Here is a 19,479-nt window from a genome sequence, read left to right as displayed (position 1 = left end):
CCGGGTCAGGGAGTGCTCGGGGAATGTGGCTAAGGTAGTAGGCATGGCTTTTCCCGTCCCTAGCGCGCCCAAGAGGCGACCGAACCAACCGGTCTCCGCGCTGCCCACGGTGGAAGAAGTCTCGGCCGGCGGCATTGTGGTGAACCTCGAAGATCCCACGCATCCGGTGGCCATCATCGCTCGAATCAATCGCGGTGGTCGCCTGGAATGGTGCCTCCCCAAGGGTCACCCTGAAGGCAATGAGACCAACCAAGAAGCAGCTGTCCGCGAGATCGAGGAAGAAACCGGCATCATGGGCCGCGTACTCTCTCCGCTGGGCAGTATCGATTACTGGTTCACCGTCTCCGGGCACCGCGTGCACAAGACCGTGCACCATTTCTTATTGGAAGCCACCGGCGGCTTCCTGACCACGGAGAACGATCCGGATCACGAGGCCGTGGATGTCGCCTGGTCCGGCATCGACGATCTTGGCCGTAAGCTGTCCTTCCCCAACGAACGGCGCATTGCTGACATCGCTCGGGAATACATCATTCATCAGTTGTAATCGCGCCCGCGGATCCGTTCCGCGGTGACTGCCGTTCCATTCCCCGTGCAGGAAGGCCTGTTTCATGCAGAGATCCGGTGCGCGTTCCAGCGCCATCATGGCGTCAGGAACCCTGATCTCCCGGGTTCTCGGTTTCGCCAAGGCGCTGCTGATCACGGTGGCCATCGGCTCCTTGACCACCATGGCGGACGTCTTCGAACTCGCCAACAACCTGCCCAACCTGATCTACGTGCTGATCGCCGGCGGTGTGTTCAACGCGGTGCTGGTTCCGCAGATCATCAAGGCTTCCAAAAACCCCGACGCCGGCGCGGACTACATCTCACGGCTCATCACCCTGGCCGTACTCGCACTGCTCGGGGTGACCGCCGTGGTGGTCGCGTGCGCGATCCCCATCATCCGCATCATGGGCCCGGGCTGGTCCGAAGGCCAGTTGACCATGGCCATCACGTTCGCCCTGATCACGTTCCCGCAGATCTTCTTCTACGGCCTCTACACCGTGGTGGGTCAGGTGCTCAACGCCAAGGGTGCCTTCGGTGCGTACATGTGGGCTCCCGTGCTCAACAACATCATTGCGATTGCTGGTCTGGTGGTGTTCATCTACCAGTTCGGCCCGTTCGCGCGCACACCCCACACCCTGGAGAACTGGACCTCGGCCCAGACCTTCTGGCTCGTGGGCATGTCCACGGTGGGCGTGATCGCCCAGGCTCTCATCCTCTTCTGGCCGCTCAAGCGCCTGGGCCTGGGGCTGCGACCCAAGTTCGGTTGGCGCGGCATCGGCCTCTCCACCGCCGCCAAGCTGGGCGGCTGGACGCTGGCCACCGGCGTCATCGCCAACCTCGCATTCCTTGCCCTCACCCGGACCGCCGCGATCCCCACCGGTGCTCGTAACGTAGACCCAACCGGCGGGGTGTCCGAGCAGATTGCCGGTGTCACAGCCCTCAACCAGGCCTCTCTCCTTTACTCACTGCCCCACGGTGTGATCGGCTTGTCCCTCGCCACGGTCCTCTTCAACCGGATGGCCGCCGCAGCGGACGCCAAGGACCGCGACAGCCTGGTCTCCTCGCTGTCCTCCAGCATGCGCATCACGAGCGTGGCCACGGTCTTCTGCATGGTCGCACTCATCGTGTACGCGGGCCCGCTGGGCATGATGTTCTCCGGTGGCATCGCCCCGGCCGGCGCCGTGATCGGCCAGGTCATCACGGTCATCGCGATCGGCGCACCGTTCATGTCCACCGCGTTCATGCTCGGCCGCGCTTTCTACGCACAAGAGGACGCCCGCACGCCGTTCATCGTGCAGGTCATCGTCTCAATCTTTACGGTCATCGCGGCCGTGGCCATTGCGCGCGCCCTGCCGCCCGAATACATGGTCTTCGCCGTGGCCGGTTGCTACGCCGCCCAGAACATCCTGGCCACACTCCTCTATCACTTCGCGCTCAAGCGCCGCATCGGGGATTACGACGTCGCTCGCATCCTGGGTGCCCACGCGCGGATCCTGGCGGCCTCGCTGGTAGCCGGCCTGGGCGGCGTCGTCGCCCTGTGGCTCATGGGCGGCTACGACACGGGAGGATTCCCGTGGCAGAACCAGGTCACCGCGTTCCTCTCCGTCATGGTGGGCGGCGTGGCTATGGGCCTGGTGTATCTGCTGGCCATGAAGGTGTTCCGGGTCGAGGAGTTCGGATCGTTGATCGGCCCGTTGAAGGCTCGCCTGGGCCGGTAGACTGCGCAACAGTTTGTCGTCGTGCCCGCCAACCGTGCCGGGCGCCGTAACTCGAGGGAGTTCGCTGTGTCCCAGCCCATTGCGCTCGGAACTGTTCTGGGAGGCCGCTACCAGGTCACCGCGTCGCTGCTGACCAGCGCCGATGATGATCACGTCCTGCAGGGTGAGGACCAGATCCTGCGGCGCCGGGTGTCCATCCTGGTGCCCGGTGACCACCACGAACAGCTCATGGTGGCCAATGCGCGCTCCCTGGCCTCGGGCTCGGGCAGTGACCGCTTCCAGATCCTCGATCTCGGACAGACCCAGGACACCACCTATGTTGTGACCTCCTACGCGCCCGCCGCTGATCTGCTGGACACCCTGCTCGTGGCGGAGAACGAGCTCGAGGACGAATCCCTGTCGGACGACATCTTCGGCGATTCCCGCACCGCGCCGGCTTCCCCCTACGTTTACGAGGAACCGGACCCCACGCAGCCGCACCAGGCCGTGCCCGCCGCAGGAACCGGTGCGGACGCATCCAACGATGCCACTGGGGCGCGCGACGACGCCCAGGCCGCGCGGAAGCCCGCCGTGACCAAGTGGAGCGACGACGAGTACGAGGCCTACGAGAACGCTCCCGCCGCGCCCTCGGTGCGCAACAAACTGGGCCGGGCTCGCAAGGTGGACCCCGAGTCCACCCGTTCCACTCTCTTCGATCGCGCCGCAGCCGGCGGAAGCGGTGCCGCTGTGGGTGCCTCCGCAGCCGCCGCAGGCAAGAACGACCCCACCTATGACGGCGACAACCGCTACGAAAGCTTCGAAGCCAACGAGGGGAAACCCGAACGACTCACCGGCTACCCGGTGATCGAGGACGAGACCCCCGGCCAGGGCCACTCCGGTGCCGCCACCCCCGCGGGGGCCGCCGCAACGGACGAAGCCATCGAGCGCGGGGAAGAGCCCGTCGATGAGTACTCCGACGAGTACACGGACGACCACAAGGGCCACCGCGATGACCACCGTAAGGACGGATCCGCTCGCTCGGGCGCGGCCGGTGCGGGTGCCGTGGGCGCGGCAGGTGCTGCGGGAGCGGTTGGTGCGGCCGGAGCCGCGAATGCCTCTGGAACCGGTACCTCTTCTCGGGGCGACGCCACAGGCGCCGGACACGCAACCTCCGACTACGCTGACGCCGACTACCCGGAGGCCACGGCCGGAGCCGCTGGTGGTTCAGGTGCCGGTCACGGTGGCGGGGCCACCGCCGACCCCGAGTCACCCGGCAAGAAGCGCAACGGCCCCCTGCGGGCCCTGTTGTTGCTCCTGCTGATCCTGGTCCTGCTGGCCGCGGTGGTCTTCGGCTTCCGGGCGCTGGGGTCATTGACGGGACAGTTCGGCGGCGATGACTCGGACCCGGCTCCGCAGGGCGAGCAAACGACGTCGGCGCCCCAGGAAAGCGAACCGGCCGATGATCAAGTAGAACCCCAGGCCCAGGACGTCACGCGCGTGACCTCGGATCCCAACTTCATGGCCGACACGGACGCGACCCTGAGTCAGGCCATTGACGACAATCCGTCTACCTACTGGCTCAGCTACGGCTTCTCCAACGCCGCCTTCGGCAACCTGATCGACTACGTGGGCCTGGCCGTGGAACTTGAGGAACCCGCGCCGCTGTCCGAGATCACGATCGACCAGTCCAGCGGAACGGGTGGCAACTTCACCGTGTACGTCTCGGACACACCCTCCATGGACGGCGCGCAGCAGGTGGGCACCGGTTCGTTCACGGGCCCGCAGATCACCGTGCCCCTCGACCAGGCCGCGCAGGACGGCGAGCATCAGTACGTTCTGGTCGTGTGGGATCAGTTGCCGCAGCTCACCAATCCCATTGGTGGCTATCAGTACGGCCTGCGCATCGGCGAAGTAACGGTGCAGTAAGCACCCGGAATATTCACGCCGTACCGGCACGTTCTTCCAGTAGTTTCCAGCCGCGCACGCGGCAATCCTCAGAAAGGTCTACTACACGTGAGCAATGATCTCGGCCCCTCCTTCGCGAACGCCGTGAACTTGAACCTGACGCCGGCCGCGGCGCAGGAGACCACCCCGGGCACCTCCGACGACGCCGTTCACGACGTGGTCATCGTGGGTTCCGGTCCCGCCGGCTACACCGCCGCTATTTATGCGGCTCGCGCGGACCTCAAGCCCATCGTGATCGCGGGCTCCGTGACCGCGGGTGGCGAGCTCATGAACACGACCGACGTGGAGAACTACCCCGGTTTCATCGAGGGCATCATGGGCCCGGACCTCATGACCAACATGCAGCAGCAGGCCGAACGCTTCGGGGCGGACATTCGCTTCGAGGACGTCACCTCCGTGGAACTCGACGGTGAGATCAAGACCGTCACCGTGGAGGACGGCACCGTGCTGCGCACCCGCACCGTGATCATGTCTACGGGTTCCGCCTACCGCAAGCTGGGCCTGCCCAACGAGGAACGGCTGTCCGGCCACGGCGTCTCGTGGTGCGCCACGTGCGACGGCTTCTTCTTCAAGGAACAGAACATTGCCGTGGTGGGTGGCGGTGACTCCGCGATCGAGGAGGCCACCTTCCTGACCAAGTTCGCGTCCAAGGTCACCCTGATCCACCGCCGTGACTCGTTCCGCGCCTCGGAGATCATGCAGCAGCGCGCGTTCGACGATCCAAAGATCGAGATCCTGTGGAACAAGGCCGTCAAAGACATTCACGGAGACACCAAGGTGGAGTCCCTGACCCTGGAGGACACCGTGACCGGTGAAACTTCAGAGCTGGACATCACCGGCTTGTTCGTGGCCATCGGCTCCGACCCCCGCGTGGATCTGGTCAAGGATCAGTTGGATCTGACCGTTGACGGCACTATTGCCGTGGACGGCCGCTCCTCGACCACGTCCCTCCCCGGTGTCTTCGCTGCCGGTGATGTGGTGGATGCCACCTACCGCCAGGCAATCACCGCCGCGGGCTCGGGATGTGTTGCCGCGATCGACGTGGAGCACTACTTGGCCGCCCTGGACAGCTGATCACAGGGGACTTTGTCATAATCGATCTCAACCATTGGTGAACCGGCCGTTGAGGCCGGTCAACCACCCGTTTGAAAGGAACTACTCGACATGAGTGCAGCCAAGGATGTCACCGACGCCAACTTCCAGGCCGAGGTGCTGGAGAACTCCAAGCCCACCATCGTGGACTTCTGGGCCGAATGGTGCGGACCCTGCCGCCAGCTGGGACCCGTGCTGGACGCCATTGCCGCTGAATACGCGGACAACGTGGACGTCGTTAAGGTGAACGTCGACGACAACCCCGCCATCGCCTCCAAGTACGGCATCACTTCCATTCCTGCCGTCTACTTGTTCGCCAACGGTGAGCTGGCCAAGACCTCCATCGGCGCCAAGCCCAAGTCCGCGCTGGAAAAAGAATTCGCGGACTACCTGACCCCGTCGGCCTGAGCGCGCAGCACACCGCTCACGCACGTCACATTTCACAACCGTCAGGGGGAAGACCAGTGACACCCGAGCCAAACACGCCCAACCTTCGCTTGGGAATGACCGATAGGCGTGTGGTGGGGCTTCGTGATCGCCTGATCCGCGCCTGCGAAGGTGCCACTGGTCTGTCCCCGGACACCGTGACCGATCCGTCCCACTTCGACGAAGCGCTCGACGGCGCTCTGCGGACCTTTCAACAGAACAAGGGTCTGATCGTGGATGGCGTGCTCGGTCCGGAGACCGAAACGGCATTGACGCAGGCTCAGTACACCCTGGGTGACCGACCGTTGTACTTCGACGCCGAGCATCCCCTACGCGGGGAGGACGTAGAGCGGATCCAAGCCAACCTCTCCCGGTTGGGTTTCTACTACGGTCACCTGAATGGTGTGTTCTGCCGCAAGACCCACTACGCAGTAGTGGAGTTGCAGGAGAACTTGGGTCTGGAACCGAATGGTGTGGTGGATCTCGACACCATTGCCGCGTTGGCGCGGATCAACAAGAACATCACCTCGTCCAAGGCCTACTCCCTCCGCGACTACGCGCGGCTGGAACAGGCCACGAATGCCCTCAAGCAGCGAGTGATCATTCTGCTTCCGTGGGCTTCATCCGGGCAAGCTGTGTCACCATCCGCACCGGAGCAGTTCACCGGTGATCAGGAGCGCATCACCACCGACGTGGCTCTGCGCACCTACGAGCTACTGAACAACGTGGGTGCCTCACCCATCGTGGTCGGAACCGAGAATTACACGACCAAGGCCGGCGAACCTGTACGCACGGCAGAGACCAAGGCGATTGCTACCGATGGTCACTCGGATGCCCTGGTGCTCACCCTGCATTGCGACTGGAATACCTCTGGCTCGGCCAACGGTGTGGCCACATACTACTGGGGTAACCAGGACGGTACAGAGACATATTCACCCATTGGCGAGATGGCGGCACGCTACATCCTGAAAGAGCTCGTCTCACGCACGGGTGCCCAGGATCTTGGTTGTCACGCTCGCCAGTGGGAGCTCTTGCGATACTCCGACGCACCCACCGTGTGGGTGGACTTGGGGTACCTGTCGAGTTCCAGCGATAGTGGCCAGCTCGAGGATCCGGAACACCGGGAGCGGCTGGCAGAGTCGATTCTCTGCGCTCTGCAGCGCATGTTCGTTCAGTCCAATGACACCGTGGCCACCGGAACCATGAGCTTGTCCGATATTGAGGCGTACTACAACAAATAGGACTCGCTCGCGTGGGTATGAATGTGGCCCCGATGTTTCACGTGAAACATCGGGGCCACTTCTCTGTTCGTCAGGTTAGTACTGGATGCCGACTCACCCCGAGACTAGCCGCGATCGTCTATCTTGGGATCCAGGACGTCGATGATTCTGTTGAGGTCCTCTACCGTGGCGAACTCAATGGTCATCTTGCCCTTACGAGCTCCCAATTGAATCTTCACGGAGGTATCCAACCGATCGGAGAAGGCATCGGCGATGTAGTTCAAACGATCGTCGTGGCGGTGAGAAGCAGTCTTCCGTTTGGTCGCGTGCCGCTTGAGCCCATCGGACAGGGCAACGGTCTCTTCGGTAGCGCGCACCGACATTCCCTCCGCAACAATGCGCTGAGCCAGACGTTCCATTTCCGCAGGATCCGTCAGACCGAGCAGCGCACGGGCATGTCCGGAGCTCAGGACACCCGCGGCGACACGGCGCTGCACCAAAGGTGGGAGACGGAGCAAGCGCAAGGTGTTGGAAATCTGAGGCCGTGAACGACCAATACGCTGTGAGAGCTCATCCTGCGTTGCACCGAACTCCTCCAGAAGCTGCTGATAAGCAGCCGCTTCTTCCAAGGGATTCAGCTGAGACCGGTGCAAGTTCTCCAGGAGGGCATCGCGGAGCAGGTCGTCGTCGGATGTCTCACGAATAATCGCGGGAATGGCATCCATGCCAGCCTTCTGTACGGCTCGCCAACGACGTTCACCCATTACGAGTTCGTATTTGGCTCCCTCGCCTTCACGACTGGGACGCACGACAACGGGTTGCAGAACACCCAGTTCCTTGACCGAGAACGCTAGTTCAGCCAGCTCATCCTCGTCAAAAACCTGTCGTGGCTGCTTTCGGTTGGGGTGAATGTCCGCAACGGCAATCTCGGCAAACTGGGCTCCGGGAACCATTGCGAGATCTTGTATATTCTCATCGCTGTTCTGGGTCGGTGATGTTTCACGTGAAACATCCACGGCGCCCGCGTCTGCAACTCCGGACTGTTCCCCAGCGGAACTCGTTTCCGACTCCTTTATCCCGTTCTCGGTCTTGGGGCCGTTCGTTCTCGTAGTCGGGCGACCCGCTGCAGTGGCCTCTTCCTCAGTACTCGTCGACCTCACCTTGTCGTTCGCGCCCTTAGAGGTGGGGCTACTCTTCCTATGGCCGTCTGCCTTGCTCGTGGGAGTGTCGACATCCCCCTCAGGCGTGGCCAATGTTTCACGTGAAACATTGCTCGCCTCGGCAAGCCGACCCTCGCCCGATTCGTCGGTTTGTTCGGGTGTTTCGGATGAAACAGAGGAACTCTCATGCTCCGTTCCGTCCGCTTGGACGGATTCAGTAGTCTCCGATGGCAAGAAGAACATGTCGACTGGCCGTCTCACGGTAGTGGTACTTCGCAGCGCTTGCCCCATATCGCGGCGACCTCTTGCCGATGATTTTCCGCTCTTGGGCTGAACCTGATTCTCGGCAGCTGGAGTCTTGGGCTGACTTGCGTCCCTTCTTTGCTGGGTCGCGGATGTTTCACGTGAAACATCCGCGATCGGACCCTCGGCCGATGTCTTCCCGCTGGCCCTTGCAGTGCGAGGCGACCGCTTAGTCGTTGCTGTCGTCTTCGTTGTGGAGGCCGACTGGTTCTCTGTCTTCTTCTTCCCGTCGGTCGTAACGGACTTCCGTTTCGCTGTCTCCTTACCCGACTCTGTGTCTTTAGGTGCGCTCGACGAGTCCTTGGTAGATGCGTTTCCCGAAGCAGACGTCTTCTGGGGAGCTGGCGTTTTCTTTGTGTCCGGTTGTCCTGCCCGCGCAGGGCTCTTCTTTTCCGAGGGGTCCGGTGAACTCGTTACGGCATCCTTCTTTTCAGCCGTTTCAGACTGCGTCACCGGGCCACTAGGAATGAGGGCACCAAGACCACGGCCGAGGCCGCGACGTTTCTCGCTCACAGGGATCCTTTCGTCGTTTATCCGACGTTCATCTTATCCGTGATTTTTGGTTTCGATTCGGTCCTAGTACACCGCGATACCGTGTTGCGGCCTCCAGAATCCTTGAAGTCGTGTTGATTCCGCTCAAGGGTTACTGGGCCATCTTGTTCTCTTCAAACTTTCACGGGCTGTGTTTACCGCATGGGTCTGTAAATGTTTCACGTGAAACATGCGCAGCGGGTTCATGTGCTCGACCCCCCTCTCAACACGCAAAAGCGGGCCGCGACCCTATCGGTCGCGACCCGCTTCCACGTGTCTGGAGTATGTTTCACGTGAAACGTTGAGCAATGTTTCACGTGAAACATAAGTGCTACCCCTTGGGGGACCGTGCCCCCAGTTCCACTGCTGCCTCAAGATAAGACAGCGCACCCGTGGAGCTGGGGTCATAGGTGATGACACTTTGCTGATAACTCGGCGCCTCGGAAATACGAACCGAGCGCGGGATCATCGTGTTCATCACCTGATCGGGGAAATGCTGCCGAACCTCGTCCGCAACCTGCGACGCGAGGTTGGTACGACCGTCGTACATGGTCAGCAGAATGGAAGACACCGACAGCTCCGGGTTCAGGTGCTTCTGAATCATGTTGATGTTGTTCAGCAGCTGGCTCAGACCCTCCAGAGCGTAGTATTCGCACTGGATCGGGATCAGAACCTCAGTAGCGGCAACGAAGGCATTGATGGTCAACAAACCTAGGCTCGGCGGGCAGTCAATGAACACGTAATCGAGCCGAGGTTCGCCACGTTCCTCGCGTGCTTTGGCGTACTCCTTGAGTGCACGCTGCAGACGCTGCTCACGGGCCACCACGGAGACCAGTTCAATCTCCGCACCAGCCAGGTCGATGGTGGCGGGCAGTACCCACAGATTGTCCATCTCCGGAGATTCCTGTACGACATCAGCAATCGGAGTCTCATCGATCAAGACGTCGTACACGCTGTCCACATCCGTACCGTGGGGAATCCCCAAGGCAGTGGAGGCGTTGCCCTGGGGATCGTTGTCGACTACCAGGACGTTCTGCCCTTGCTGCGCGAGCGCGACAGCCAGGTTCACCGAGGTGCTGGTCTTACCCACGCCACCCTTCTGGTTACTGATGGTGATGTAGCGGGTTTCAGCAGGGGGGTCGATCTTGGACTGCTTGAGCTTTGCCCGACGTTTGTTCTCTTCCACGAGCTTCCTCCCGAGAGCGGTATCCGCTACTGCTTCTTGCGCTGCCGTACCGTGCTGGGTGTCCGTTTCACGTGAAACATGACGACCTCGGTCGGGAACAACCTTTTCTGATTGTGCTACGGGATCCGGTGGAAGACCGAAGTCATGACCGCGCGCTCGGTTGTCCCGAGTATCGGCGTTCTGCTCCACTCGTACCACTTGTCCTCTCCGACGGTTACAGACTGTTCTGGGGTTAGCTTACCCAGCGAGATCGTTCACACTGACCCGGATCACAATTCGATGCGGACCACCGTGGTGGGTTCCCTCAGCAGATCATCTCCCACGGTGAGCACCTCGGCTGACCGAACACCGAAACGATTGAACTTCTTCTTGGCCTTATCGACCTCGTCCTGTGCAGAGCGCCCCTTGAGTGCCAGGAGCTGACCCCTACCTTTGAGCAAGGGGAGGGTGATGTCGATCAGGCCGATGAGGGCGGACACCGCGCGTGCGGTCACCACATCAACGTTCTTCAATTCCTTCTTCGCCTGCTCTGCTCGAGCCCGCAGCACCGTGACGTTGGTCAGCTCCAGGTCTTCAATGACTTCGTTGAGCCACTGCACACGGCGTTCCAGCGGCTCGACCAAGGTCATGGAGATGTCCGGACGGGCGAGCGCCAAGCACAAACCCGGCAGTCCGGCACCGGACCCCACGTCCACGACCCGTGCCTTCTCGGGGATCAGTTCCTGCACGACCGCGCAGTTGAGCACGTGACGTTCCCAGAGCCGGGGGGCTTCACGCGGGCCGATCAGGCCGCGAACAATCCCGGAGGACGCCAAGTGCTCCGTGTATCGCTTGGCCAGATCGAGCCTGTCCCCGAACAACTGCTGAGCAGCCTCCAGCTCGGCACCCTCCAACGGGGGTGCCGGCTGTGGATCGGGAGCGGGCCTGGACTCAGCGGGAGCCTGTGAAGGCCCGGGAGCGGCGTCGTTCGCCTTGGACGAGCGTGACTGTGCCACAGACCTAGCCCGCTGCCGAGATGACGATGTGGCGACCGGCGCCCTCGCCCTCGGACTCGGAGATCAGGCCGGCCTCGGCCACGGCGTCGTGAATAATTTTGCGCTCGTAAGCGGACAGGGGATCCAGGTGCACGCTGTCACCGGTGGACTGAACCTGGGTCACGGCCTGCTCCGCCATCTCGCGTAGCGCCCCGGCACGTTCCTCGCGGTAACCGGCAACGTCCAGAACCAAGCGGCTGCGACGCTCCGTGGCGGACAGTACCGCCAGCCGCACCAGCTCCTGCAGGGAATCCAGAACCTCGCCCTTGGGCCCCACGAGGGCCTCGAGTTCGGCGTCCTGATCGTCCTCGGTCACCACGGACACGTACGTGCGGCCGTCGCGGACCTCGATGTCTATGTCACCGTCGATGTCAGCGGTATCGAGCAGCTCCTCGATGTAGTCGGCCGCGATCTCGCCTTCTTCCTCAAGGGGGCTGAGCTGGGCTTCCAAGACGTCGCCGGACTGTTCCTCGGCCACAGTGTCCTGGTTGTTATCGTTCTCGTTCATTCGACGCTCTCCCTCAGGACCCTTGCTTCTTGCGGATCTGCTGCTGCTTCTGACGCTTCTTGGACACGGGCTGCTTGCGCTGGCCCGCGGCCGCGCGCTGACGCTGCTCTTCCAGCTTCTCCTCGTGCTCTTCCTTGGTCACGCCCACCGGGGGCAGACCTTTGGCGGCACGACGTTCGTTGAGCTCACGCTCGGCCTGGGAACCCGGGGTGGGGTTGTTGCGGATAACCCACCACTGCTGGCCCATGGACCACAGGTTGGACACGGTCCAGTAAATGAGCACACCCAGCGGGAAGTTGATGCCACCGATCGCGAAGACCAAGGGGAACAGGTAGAGCATCATCTGCTGCTGGCGGTACATGGGCGACTGCTTGGCAGCATCGCTCATGTTGCGCACGGTCAGCTGCTTCTGCGTGATGAACTGCGTGGCGGACATCGCCACGATCATGACAATCGCCAGCACCACGGTCGCGGTGTGGTTGCCGGCACCGGGCTGCATCAGGGTGGAGAACAGGGGAGCGCCAAAAATGGTGGACGCGTTGAACTGCTCGACCAGCTGCGGGGTCAGAACGTGGATCGACTCGCCCTTACCGGCGGCCTCGGGGACAGAGCGCAGCACCTGGAACAAGGCGAAGAAGATGGGCATCTGCACCAGGATGGGCAGGCACGCCGAGAACGGGTTGGACCCGTGGTTCTTGTACAGGGCCATCTGCTCTTCGGCCATGGCCTGGCGCGAGAGCTGGTCCTTCTTGCCCTTGTACTTGGCCTGCAGCTTGGCCATTTCCGGCTGCAGTTCCTGCATGCCTCGCATGGACTTGATCTGCTTCAAGAACAAGGGAATGGTGAGCGTACGCATCACCAGGGTCAGACCCACGATCGACAACACCCAGGTGATACCCGAAGTCGGGTCCATGCCAATGGCGGTGAGCAATTCGTGGAAGACCCACAGCACCGCCGAAACGGCCCAGCTGAAGGGGAAGAGGATGATGTCGAAGAAATTCATCGAACGTTGGCTCCTTGGGTCACGCCGTGGTGGTGACCTGGGCGGTCGCACGTGGTCTCACGCGCGAGGTTCGGGTGGTTGAGCAGCATGATTTTCGGCGTTTCGGACAGCGAGTGGAACTCTCGCCCACCGTCCGGAACTCGGTCGATTCCGCCCGCCGCCCAAGGATGACAGCGCAACAGGCGCTTGACGCTCAACCCCAGTCCGCGAGCCACACCGTGAACGGTGAAGGCTTCGAGTGCGTAGGCCGAGCATGACGGGAAGTAACGGCACACATCCCCGTAGAGCGGGGACACAATGGATCGATACAGTTTGAGCAGTGCAATGCACAGGTTCTGCGGAGCGTACTTGATGGCACCAAGTGCACTGTGCGCCCTGCGGTACTCGTGAGGCGCTCGGTTCAGGAGAGCGTCGGCTTCCACCCGGTCTTCCACGTGTGCGCCTCCTCCAATACCTTGCACATCGAACGGTACGGCATTGCCCTGGGCGATGCCGAAGTCTGTTGCTATCCGGCCTTCCGGACCGCGCTCAAATACGCGCCCCGGTAGTCGTCGCCAAGTTCGCTCCAGGCCGCACCCGCCGAGGCGGGTAGGGCCCGCACGACCACATCGTGGCCGGTGGGACGCGATCGGACCGTGTCAGCGGCAAGTTCTCGCAACCGGCGTTTGACCTTGTTACGAACCACCGCGTTACCCACGGCCTTGGAGACCACGAATCCCACTCGGGTCGGCTGGTCCTGCTCACTCACGCGTACGGATACGACGACGTTCCGGCGTCCACTACGGGCGCCGGAACGTACGGTTGCAGAAAACTGCGCCGAGGTGCGCATCCGATGCTGGACTGGCAGCACGGTGCGAGGCCTCTACAACTTAGGCCGACAGAGAAGCGCGACCCTTGCCACGGCGGGCATTCAGGATGGCGCGGCCTGCGCGGGTGCGCATACGAGCGCGGAAGCCGTGCTTACGGGCACGACGGCGGTTATTCGGCTGGAAAGTCCGCTTGGTCATTAGTCACTCCACAAGGTTGGGACAACGGTGCTTGAACCGTGCGGTTGCACGGGATGGGCACGCGGTAGGTATTTGGGTGCGTAGGCACGGCAGAAAGGCCCGAGCATAAACGCACAAGACTGATTTACAGTAGTCAATCGCCCGCCCCCGGTCAAATCAGGGGTTCGTCACGATCTTCTCCACAGGTGTGAATTCACAGGCTGTGGATCGTGTGGACAAGGGCCCCGGGAGACGACTGTGAACGAGGTTATCCCCAGGCGCGAACTACAAGGTTGTAGTTCTCCACAATGGCTGAATGGGGCTATGAAGTGCCGTGATGCATGTTCTAGGCTGTCCGTTACGGGTTCCCCCACTCTGGTTTATCCACTGCTGTGTATAACTCTGTGGAAAACTAGCCTCGACCCGCCGCTACCGTCAGGAGAATTTCATGCACCAGGACAATCAGCCCCTGCTCCAACAGTGGGCCGAATGCGTCCGGTACATGAAGGAACATCCCAGCGTGACGGGCCGGTCCCGGGGCTTCATCTCGTTGTCCGAGCCCCAGGGCCTCATGGGTACCACCCTTCTGGTGGCCGTCCCCAACGAGCGCACCCGCGAGTACTTCCAGCACCGCAGCATGGCGGCCGTTCTGGACGAGGCCGTGGGCCGGGTTTTCGGCCCCGAGACTTTGGTCGCCTTTGTCGTGGACACCGAACTCGGACTGACCCCGCCGGAGAACGAGGCTCCCGCGCCGGCTGTTGATTCACAAGTTCCCTCGATCGAGGAGCTCGAGGCCGAACGTAACCGCAGCACCCCCACCGCACCTCCCACCCCCGGCGTGGATGTGCCGCGTACCGATCACCCGAGTCCGATGCCGAGCGGGCTGACCGACACCATGGCCGCGGAATCGACCACGCGTCATTACGAGGATCTGCCCCCGCGTCGAGATCCGCAGGCGGCGCCTCCCGCGCGGCCGCGTGAACCGCTGAGCACCACTAATGGAACGGACACCAGCCCCTCGGATGCCGAATGGGATAGTTCCGCGCGGTTGAACCCCAAGTACGTATTCGACTCGTTCGTGATCGGCCAGTCCAACCGTTTCGCCCACGCCGCGGCCTTTGCCGTGGCAGAAACGCCGGCCAAGGCATATAACCCGCTGTTCATATACGGGGATTCGGGGCTGGGTAAGACCCACTTGCTGCACGCCATCGGGCACTACGCCAAGCGGCTCTACCCCAAGTTGCGCGTGCGCTACGTGAACTCCGAAGAGTTCACCAACGACTTCATCAATTCGATTCGTGATGACGAGGGTTCCTCGTTCAAGGGCATCTACCGCAACGTGGACATGCTGCTGATCGACGACATCCAGTTCCTGGCCGGCAAGGAACACACGCAGGAAGAGTTCTTCCACACGTTCAACGCTCTGCACAATCACGAGAAGCAGATCGTGATCACCTCCGACATGCCGCCCAAACAGCTCACCGGTTTTGCCGAGCGTATGCGGTCCCGGTTCGAGTGGGGTCTGATCACCGATGTGCAGCCGCCCGAGTTGGAGACGCGTATCGCGATCCTCCGCAAGAAGGCCATTAGTGAGGGTATGGACGCCCCCGATGACGTGATGGAGTACATCGCCTCGCACATCTCCACCAACATTCGCGAGCTCGAGGGCGCGCTGATCCGCGTCACCGCCTTCGCATCGCTGAACAAGCAAGCGGTGGACCTGCCGTTGGCCGAGCTGGTTCTGAAGGATCTGATCACCGAGGACGGCGGGCAGGAAATCACGGCCGCTTCGATCCTGGGTCAGACCGCTGCCTTCTTCAACATCACCCTGGACGAGCTCAAGTCCAAGTCCCGCACCCGCACGCTCGTGACCGCGCGACAGATCGCGATGTACCTACTGCGCGAACTCACGGACATGTCCCTGCCCAAGATCGGCCAGGAACTGGGCGGGCGCGATCACACCACGGTGATGCACGCGGACCGCAAGATTCGCACCCTGATGGCCGAGCGTCGTCAGATTTTCGACCAGGTCACCGAGTTGACCAACCGCATCAAGCAGCAGTCCCGCGAGGGCTGAGTTCGCATTTCGACAATTCTTCAGGGTCCCGGCCAGTTGGCCGGGACCTTCTTTTTGTGATTTGTCCACAGCTTCGCACCGCTCAGGACCAGTGACGACGACGCTCCATGCACAGTTCCCGGTGGCCGTGTGGACGGGTTGTGCACAACCTGAAATCAGCCAATGTGGAAAACTTTGTGGACAACGTTCGTGCTTCGGTGGATAAGCATCCGTGTTCGGGGGACGACCCTGTGGATCCCGCGGAATACCGCGGAAGTTGTGCACTGAGCGACCACAGACGGACCCGAAGTTAAGCACAGGACGTCAACAGGCTCGAACCGTTCAAACAGCGGGAAGCAGGCAGTTATCCACAGTTTCCACATGGGTTATTAACACTCTTACCCTTAAAGAGAAATCCACCGAATAACAAAAATCTTGCCCCGCACGGCCCGCCTCGAGCCCGGTCGAGAACCTGTAATTACAAATTTCCGCACTCCACCGCAGTGCTGCGGGCTCGATACTCGCCGCTCAAGGCGGATACGATGCACACGGCGAGTTACACATTTTTTAGACCAAAGGGGCATTGCCGTGAAGTTCTCCGTCGAGCGCGACGTACTGGCTGAAGCAGTCACATGGACGGCACGATCCTTGTCACCACGCCCGCCGGTACCCGTACTCTCCGGACTCCTCATCAAGGCCGACAACGGATCACTGTCGATCGCAAGCTTTGACTACGAGATCTCTGCTCGCCTGACCATCAGTGCCGATGTCCAGGAAGAAGGCACCACCCTGGTCTCCGGTCGGCTTCTTGCGGACATTTGCCGTTCCTTGCCCTCGGCACCCGTCCAGGTCGAAGCCGACGGCGGAAAAGTCACGCTCACGTGTAAGTCGTCCAAGTTCAATCTCGCGGCCATGCCGGTCGATGACTACCCGCAGCTGCCGGCCCTTCCCGAGCTCTCGGGTGTCATCACCGGTGACGAGTTCGCCCATGCCGTAGGCCAGGTCAACATTGCCGCGTCCAAGGACGACACCCTGCCGATCCTGACCGGTGTCCGTATGGAGATCGAGGGCGAGAAGATCACATTGCTCGCGACCGACCGTTACCGATTGGCCATGCGTGAGCTCACGTGGCGCCCCTCGGATCCCACGATCTCCACTGCTGCGTTGATCAAGGCCAAAACGCTGAACGACATCGCTAAGACCCTCGGCGCCTCCGGTGATGTGAACGTGGCACTGGCGGACAACGCGGAACTGGTCGGGTTCGAGTCCGGGGGGCGCCGAACCACCAGTCTCCTGATCGACGGCGAATACCCCAAGATTCGGTCGCTGTTCCCCGAGAACACCCCCATCACGGCCGCGGTGAAGACCGCCGATTTGGTGGAAGCGGTTCGCCGCGTGTCCCTGGTTGCTGAGCGCAACACCCCGGTTCGTCTGGCTTTCACCCAGGGTCAGGTCGCCCTGGACGCCGGCACGGGCGAGGACGCCCAGGCCTCCGAGGTCCTGGACGCTCAGCTGAACGGAGACGACATCACGGTGGCGTTCAATCCCACCTACCTGTCGGAGGGCCTGCACGCGTTCGATTCTCAGTACGTGCGGTTTTCTTTCACTGCTCCACCCAAGCCCGCGGTTCTCTCCGCCCAGGCAGAGCAGGACGGCGAGGACAACGTGGATTACAAGTACCTGCTGATGCCGGTGCGGTTGCCCAACCAGTGATCGTGTGTTCGTAGACCACCTGTCCCTGCTGGATTTCAGGACCTACGCAAGTCTCGATCTGGCCCTGGACCGCGGGCTGACCGTCTTCGTAGGTCCCAATGGTGTGGGCAAAACCAACGTGGTCGAGGCCATCGACTGGGCAGCCAACCTGTCTTCCCATCGCGTGGCCAGCGATACCCCACTGATCAAAACCGGTTCCGAGCGAGCCATCGTGAGAATTCGGGTCCGTCGCGCCAGCCAGCAAACGGTTCTGGAATTCGAGCTCAACGAGGGTCGGGCCAATCGGGTACAGATCAACCGGGCCGCTGCGGTGCGCGCACGGGAAGCCGTGGGCATTCTTCACACCGTGGTGTTCTCCCCGGAGGACCTGACCTTGGTCAAGGGCGATCCGGGGCATCGGCGGAAGTTCCTGGATGATTTGGCAACTTCCATGCGTCCGGTGCTCGCGGCCGCTCGCAGTGATTACGAACGAGCTCTGAGACAGCGCAATGCACTGCTGAAATCGGCTCGTTACTCCCGCCAGAACTCGGAATCCCACCAGGCCACGTTGGCCGTGTGGAATGAACAACTCGCGCGGGCCGGCGCCGCCGTCATGGGCGCCCGGTTACAGCTGCTCAAGGCGCTGGAACCCGAGGTGGACCGGGCTTATCAGCAACTCACGGACGGACCCAAGCACGTAGAGCTGCGCTACGAGTGCTCGTCGTTGGATCCTTCTTCGGACGCCGCAGCGCTGGAACATTTCTCCGTGGAAGACCTCTACGAGCTGATGCTTCAGGCCTTCGAACGGGTCGCGCGACAGGAACAAGAACGCGGGATCACCCTGGTGGGACCGCACCGCGACGACATGGTGATTTCTCTGGGCGACACCCCTGCCAAGGGCTACGCCTCTCACGGCGAGACATGGTCCACGGCCCTCGCCCTCCGGTTGGGGTCCTGGTATGTCCACGTGGCCGACGACCCCAACGAGGGCGCGGCACCAGTGTTGATCCTGGACGACGTATTCGCGGAACTGGATGCGCGGCGCAGACAGAAGCTGGCCCAGCTGGTGCAACAGGCCGAGCAGGTTTTAGTGACAGCCGCGGTGGACGAGGACCTTCCGCCAGCTTTGCGCGAAAACCCCCACCGGGTGGTGCGCGTGAGCCCCGGCGAAGTTCAGGTCACGGTTTCCCCTGCACTTGGCCCGGCCGCAGCTACAGGGCAGCCCACTACCGAGCGGATGCAGGCCGAACAACCCATGGCGGGCGGGGCACCGGTTGATCAAATTCCCACTAGCCAAGGGCTCGGGGAGCAGTCAGGTGTCGCCGAGGCCCCACGCGATCGAGGCGAGCATGGCTGATCCGAGCCGGGACGACGTCGTCGACGCAGCAGCATCCGCTCTCCAGCGTGTGCGCCGAGCGGCCCAGGAACGCGGGGATTCGCGACTGTCCAAGGCGGCCGCGGCCAAGAACATGAAGTTCTTCGGGCAGGCGATGGAGGATGGCACCGGATCCCCGGCGCTCAAGCAGCGGTACAACAGCCCCGTGGATGCCCGGCAGATGGGCGGTTACTCCGGACCCGGAAAGTCGGCGCGGGATCCGCGCAAACTGGGCAACATCGTGGATTCGCTGATCGTGCACCGTGGCTGGAAAACTCCGGTGAATGTCAGCAGCGTGTTGGCAGACTGGGCGTCACTGGTGGGCGCCCGCAACGCCGAGCACACGTGGCCCGAAAGCTTCGAGGACACCGTGGTGCGCGTGCGCTGCGACTCGACCGCGTACGCCACGCAGCTGCGCCTCATGCAGTCCCAGATCCTGCGGACTTTCGCGGATCGCTTGGGTGAGGGCATCGTGACCAAGCTCGATATCCAGGGGCCCGTGGGGCCCAGTTGGAAGAAGGGCCGGTGGACCGTGCAGGGCCGCGGACCCCGCGATACGTACGGATAACAACGTTTCATGTCCCGGATGAGGCTGTAGACGCCGTAAATCTCGGAATCACCCCCGGCTCATGTGGTCCCCCATCAGATCGGCCCCTCGGGGCGTCTGCGGGCCGTTGAGCGCTTTATCCGGTAGAATTGCGG

General features: G+C 62.2%; 18 protein-coding genes. 10 read left to right on the top strand and 8 right to left on the bottom strand.

What is annotated here, in order from left to right:
• The first annotated feature begins 43 nt into the window (after positions 1–43).
• The 6 genes from RF638_RS08395 (at position 44) to RF638_RS08370 (ending at position 6,964) form a co-directional block, all read left to right on the top strand.
• The gene (locus tag RF638_RS08395) at positions 44–544 is read left to right on the top strand and encodes an NUDIX hydrolase (RefSeq protein ID WP_095797191.1); all 501 of its coding nucleotides are present in this window, start codon (positions 44–46) and stop codon (positions 542–544) included.
• A gap of 64 nt (positions 545–608) precedes the next feature.
• Positions 609–2,261, top strand: a complete 1,653-nt coding sequence (murJ, locus tag RF638_RS08390) for a murein biosynthesis integral membrane protein MurJ (protein ID WP_368841752.1) — start codon at positions 609–611, stop codon at positions 2,259–2,261.
• Positions 2,262–2,282: 21 nt separating this feature from the next.
• Complete coding sequence (locus tag RF638_RS08385) at positions 2,283–4,166, top strand: hypothetical protein (RefSeq protein WP_368841751.1); 1,884 nt, start codon at positions 2,283–2,285, stop codon at positions 4,164–4,166.
• Positions 4,167–4,301: 135 nt separating this feature from the next.
• Positions 4,302–5,279, top strand: a complete 978-nt coding sequence (trxB, locus tag RF638_RS08380) for a thioredoxin-disulfide reductase (RefSeq protein ID WP_173674288.1) — start codon at positions 4,302–4,304, stop codon at positions 5,277–5,279.
• Positions 5,280–5,369: 90 nt separating this feature from the next.
• A complete protein-coding gene (gene trxA / locus RF638_RS08375; protein WP_095797195.1) occupies positions 5,370–5,705 on the top strand; it encodes a thioredoxin in 336 nt (111 codons plus the stop codon).
• A 95-nt stretch (positions 5,706–5,800) separates the two neighbouring features.
• Positions 5,801–6,964 carry a peptidoglycan-binding protein gene (locus RF638_RS08370; protein WP_368841750.1) on the top strand — a complete coding sequence of 388 codons (1,164 nt, stop codon included), beginning with the start codon at positions 5,801–5,803 and terminating at the stop codon, positions 6,962–6,964.
• 104 nt (positions 6,965–7,068) lie between these two features.
• Here the strand turns inward: RF638_RS08370 and RF638_RS08365 are convergent, their stop codons facing one another.
• The 8 genes from RF638_RS08365 to rpmH all read right to left on the bottom strand — a co-directional run bounded on the left by RF638_RS08365 (position 7,069) and on the right by rpmH (position 13,675).
• Complete coding sequence (locus RF638_RS08365) at positions 7,069–8,394, bottom strand: ParB/RepB/Spo0J family partition protein (RefSeq protein WP_368841775.1); 1,326 nt, start codon at positions 8,392–8,394, stop codon at positions 7,069–7,071.
• An 874-nt stretch (positions 8,395–9,268) separates the two neighbouring features.
• Positions 9,269–10,123: a ParA family protein gene (locus RF638_RS08360; protein ID WP_095797198.1), complete on the bottom strand. Its 855-nt coding sequence runs from the start codon at positions 10,121–10,123 to the stop codon at positions 9,269–9,271.
• Positions 10,124–10,392: 269 nt separating this feature from the next.
• The gene (gene rsmG, locus RF638_RS08355) at positions 10,393–11,016 is read right to left on the bottom strand and encodes a 16S rRNA (guanine(527)-N(7))-methyltransferase RsmG (protein ID WP_095797199.1); all 624 of its coding nucleotides are present in this window, start codon (positions 11,014–11,016) and stop codon (positions 10,393–10,395) included.
• 106 nt (positions 11,017–11,122) lie between these two features.
• Entirely contained in the window at positions 11,123–11,665 is a 543-nt protein-coding gene (locus RF638_RS08350; RefSeq protein ID WP_259914083.1) for a R3H domain-containing nucleic acid-binding protein, read from the bottom strand.
• 13 nt (positions 11,666–11,678) lie between these two features.
• Positions 11,679–12,668 carry a membrane protein insertase YidC gene (yidC, locus tag RF638_RS08345; RefSeq protein ID WP_095797201.1) on the bottom strand — a complete coding sequence of 330 codons (990 nt, stop codon included), beginning with the start codon at positions 12,666–12,668 and terminating at the stop codon, positions 11,679–11,681.
• Positions 12,665–13,102 (bottom strand): membrane protein insertion efficiency factor YidD, encoded by a 438-nt coding sequence (gene yidD, locus RF638_RS08340; RefSeq protein ID WP_095797202.1) that lies wholly within the window; start codon positions 13,100–13,102, stop codon positions 12,665–12,667. The genes yidC and yidD overlap by 4 nt, the downstream gene beginning before the upstream one ends.
• Before the next feature lie 71 nt (positions 13,103–13,173).
• Positions 13,174–13,518 carry a ribonuclease P protein component gene (gene rnpA / locus RF638_RS08335; RefSeq protein ID WP_259914107.1) on the bottom strand — a complete coding sequence of 115 codons (345 nt, stop codon included), beginning with the start codon at positions 13,516–13,518 and terminating at the stop codon, positions 13,174–13,176.
• 19 nt (positions 13,519–13,537) lie between these two features.
• The gene (gene rpmH / locus RF638_RS08330) at positions 13,538–13,675 is read right to left on the bottom strand and encodes a 50S ribosomal protein L34 (RefSeq protein WP_095797204.1); all 138 of its coding nucleotides are present in this window, start codon (positions 13,673–13,675) and stop codon (positions 13,538–13,540) included.
• Positions 13,676–14,102: 427 nt separating this feature from the next.
• On the opposite strand from rpmH, the gene dnaA reads away from it, so the two are divergent.
• The 4 genes from dnaA (at position 14,103) to RF638_RS08310 (ending at position 19,345) form a co-directional block, all read left to right on the top strand.
• Positions 14,103–15,731 (top strand): chromosomal replication initiator protein DnaA, encoded by a 1,629-nt coding sequence (dnaA, locus tag RF638_RS08325; RefSeq protein ID WP_368841748.1) that lies wholly within the window; start codon positions 14,103–14,105, stop codon positions 15,729–15,731.
• A 567-nt stretch (positions 15,732–16,298) separates the two neighbouring features.
• Positions 16,299–17,423: a DNA polymerase III subunit beta gene (gene dnaN, locus RF638_RS08320; RefSeq protein WP_095797206.1), complete on the top strand. Its 1,125-nt coding sequence runs from the start codon at positions 16,299–16,301 to the stop codon at positions 17,421–17,423.
• Between the two features lie 4 nt (positions 17,424–17,427).
• Positions 17,428–18,759: a DNA replication/repair protein RecF gene (recF, locus tag RF638_RS08315; protein WP_254049294.1), complete on the top strand. Its 1,332-nt coding sequence runs from the start codon at positions 17,428–17,430 to the stop codon at positions 18,757–18,759.
• Positions 18,752–19,345 (top strand): DUF721 domain-containing protein, encoded by a 594-nt coding sequence (locus tag RF638_RS08310; RefSeq protein ID WP_095797207.1) that lies wholly within the window; start codon positions 18,752–18,754, stop codon positions 19,343–19,345. Before recF ends, RF638_RS08310 begins: the two co-directional genes overlap by 8 nt.
• Positions 19,346–19,479 lie beyond the last annotated feature (134 nt).

The sequence above is a fragment of the Kocuria sp. CPCC 205235 genome (assembly GCF_040980905.1).
GTDB classification, from domain to species: Bacteria; Actinomycetota; Actinomycetes; order Actinomycetales; family Micrococcaceae; genus Kocuria; species Kocuria carniphila.
This window is presented reverse-complemented; position numbering and strand designations above follow the sequence as displayed.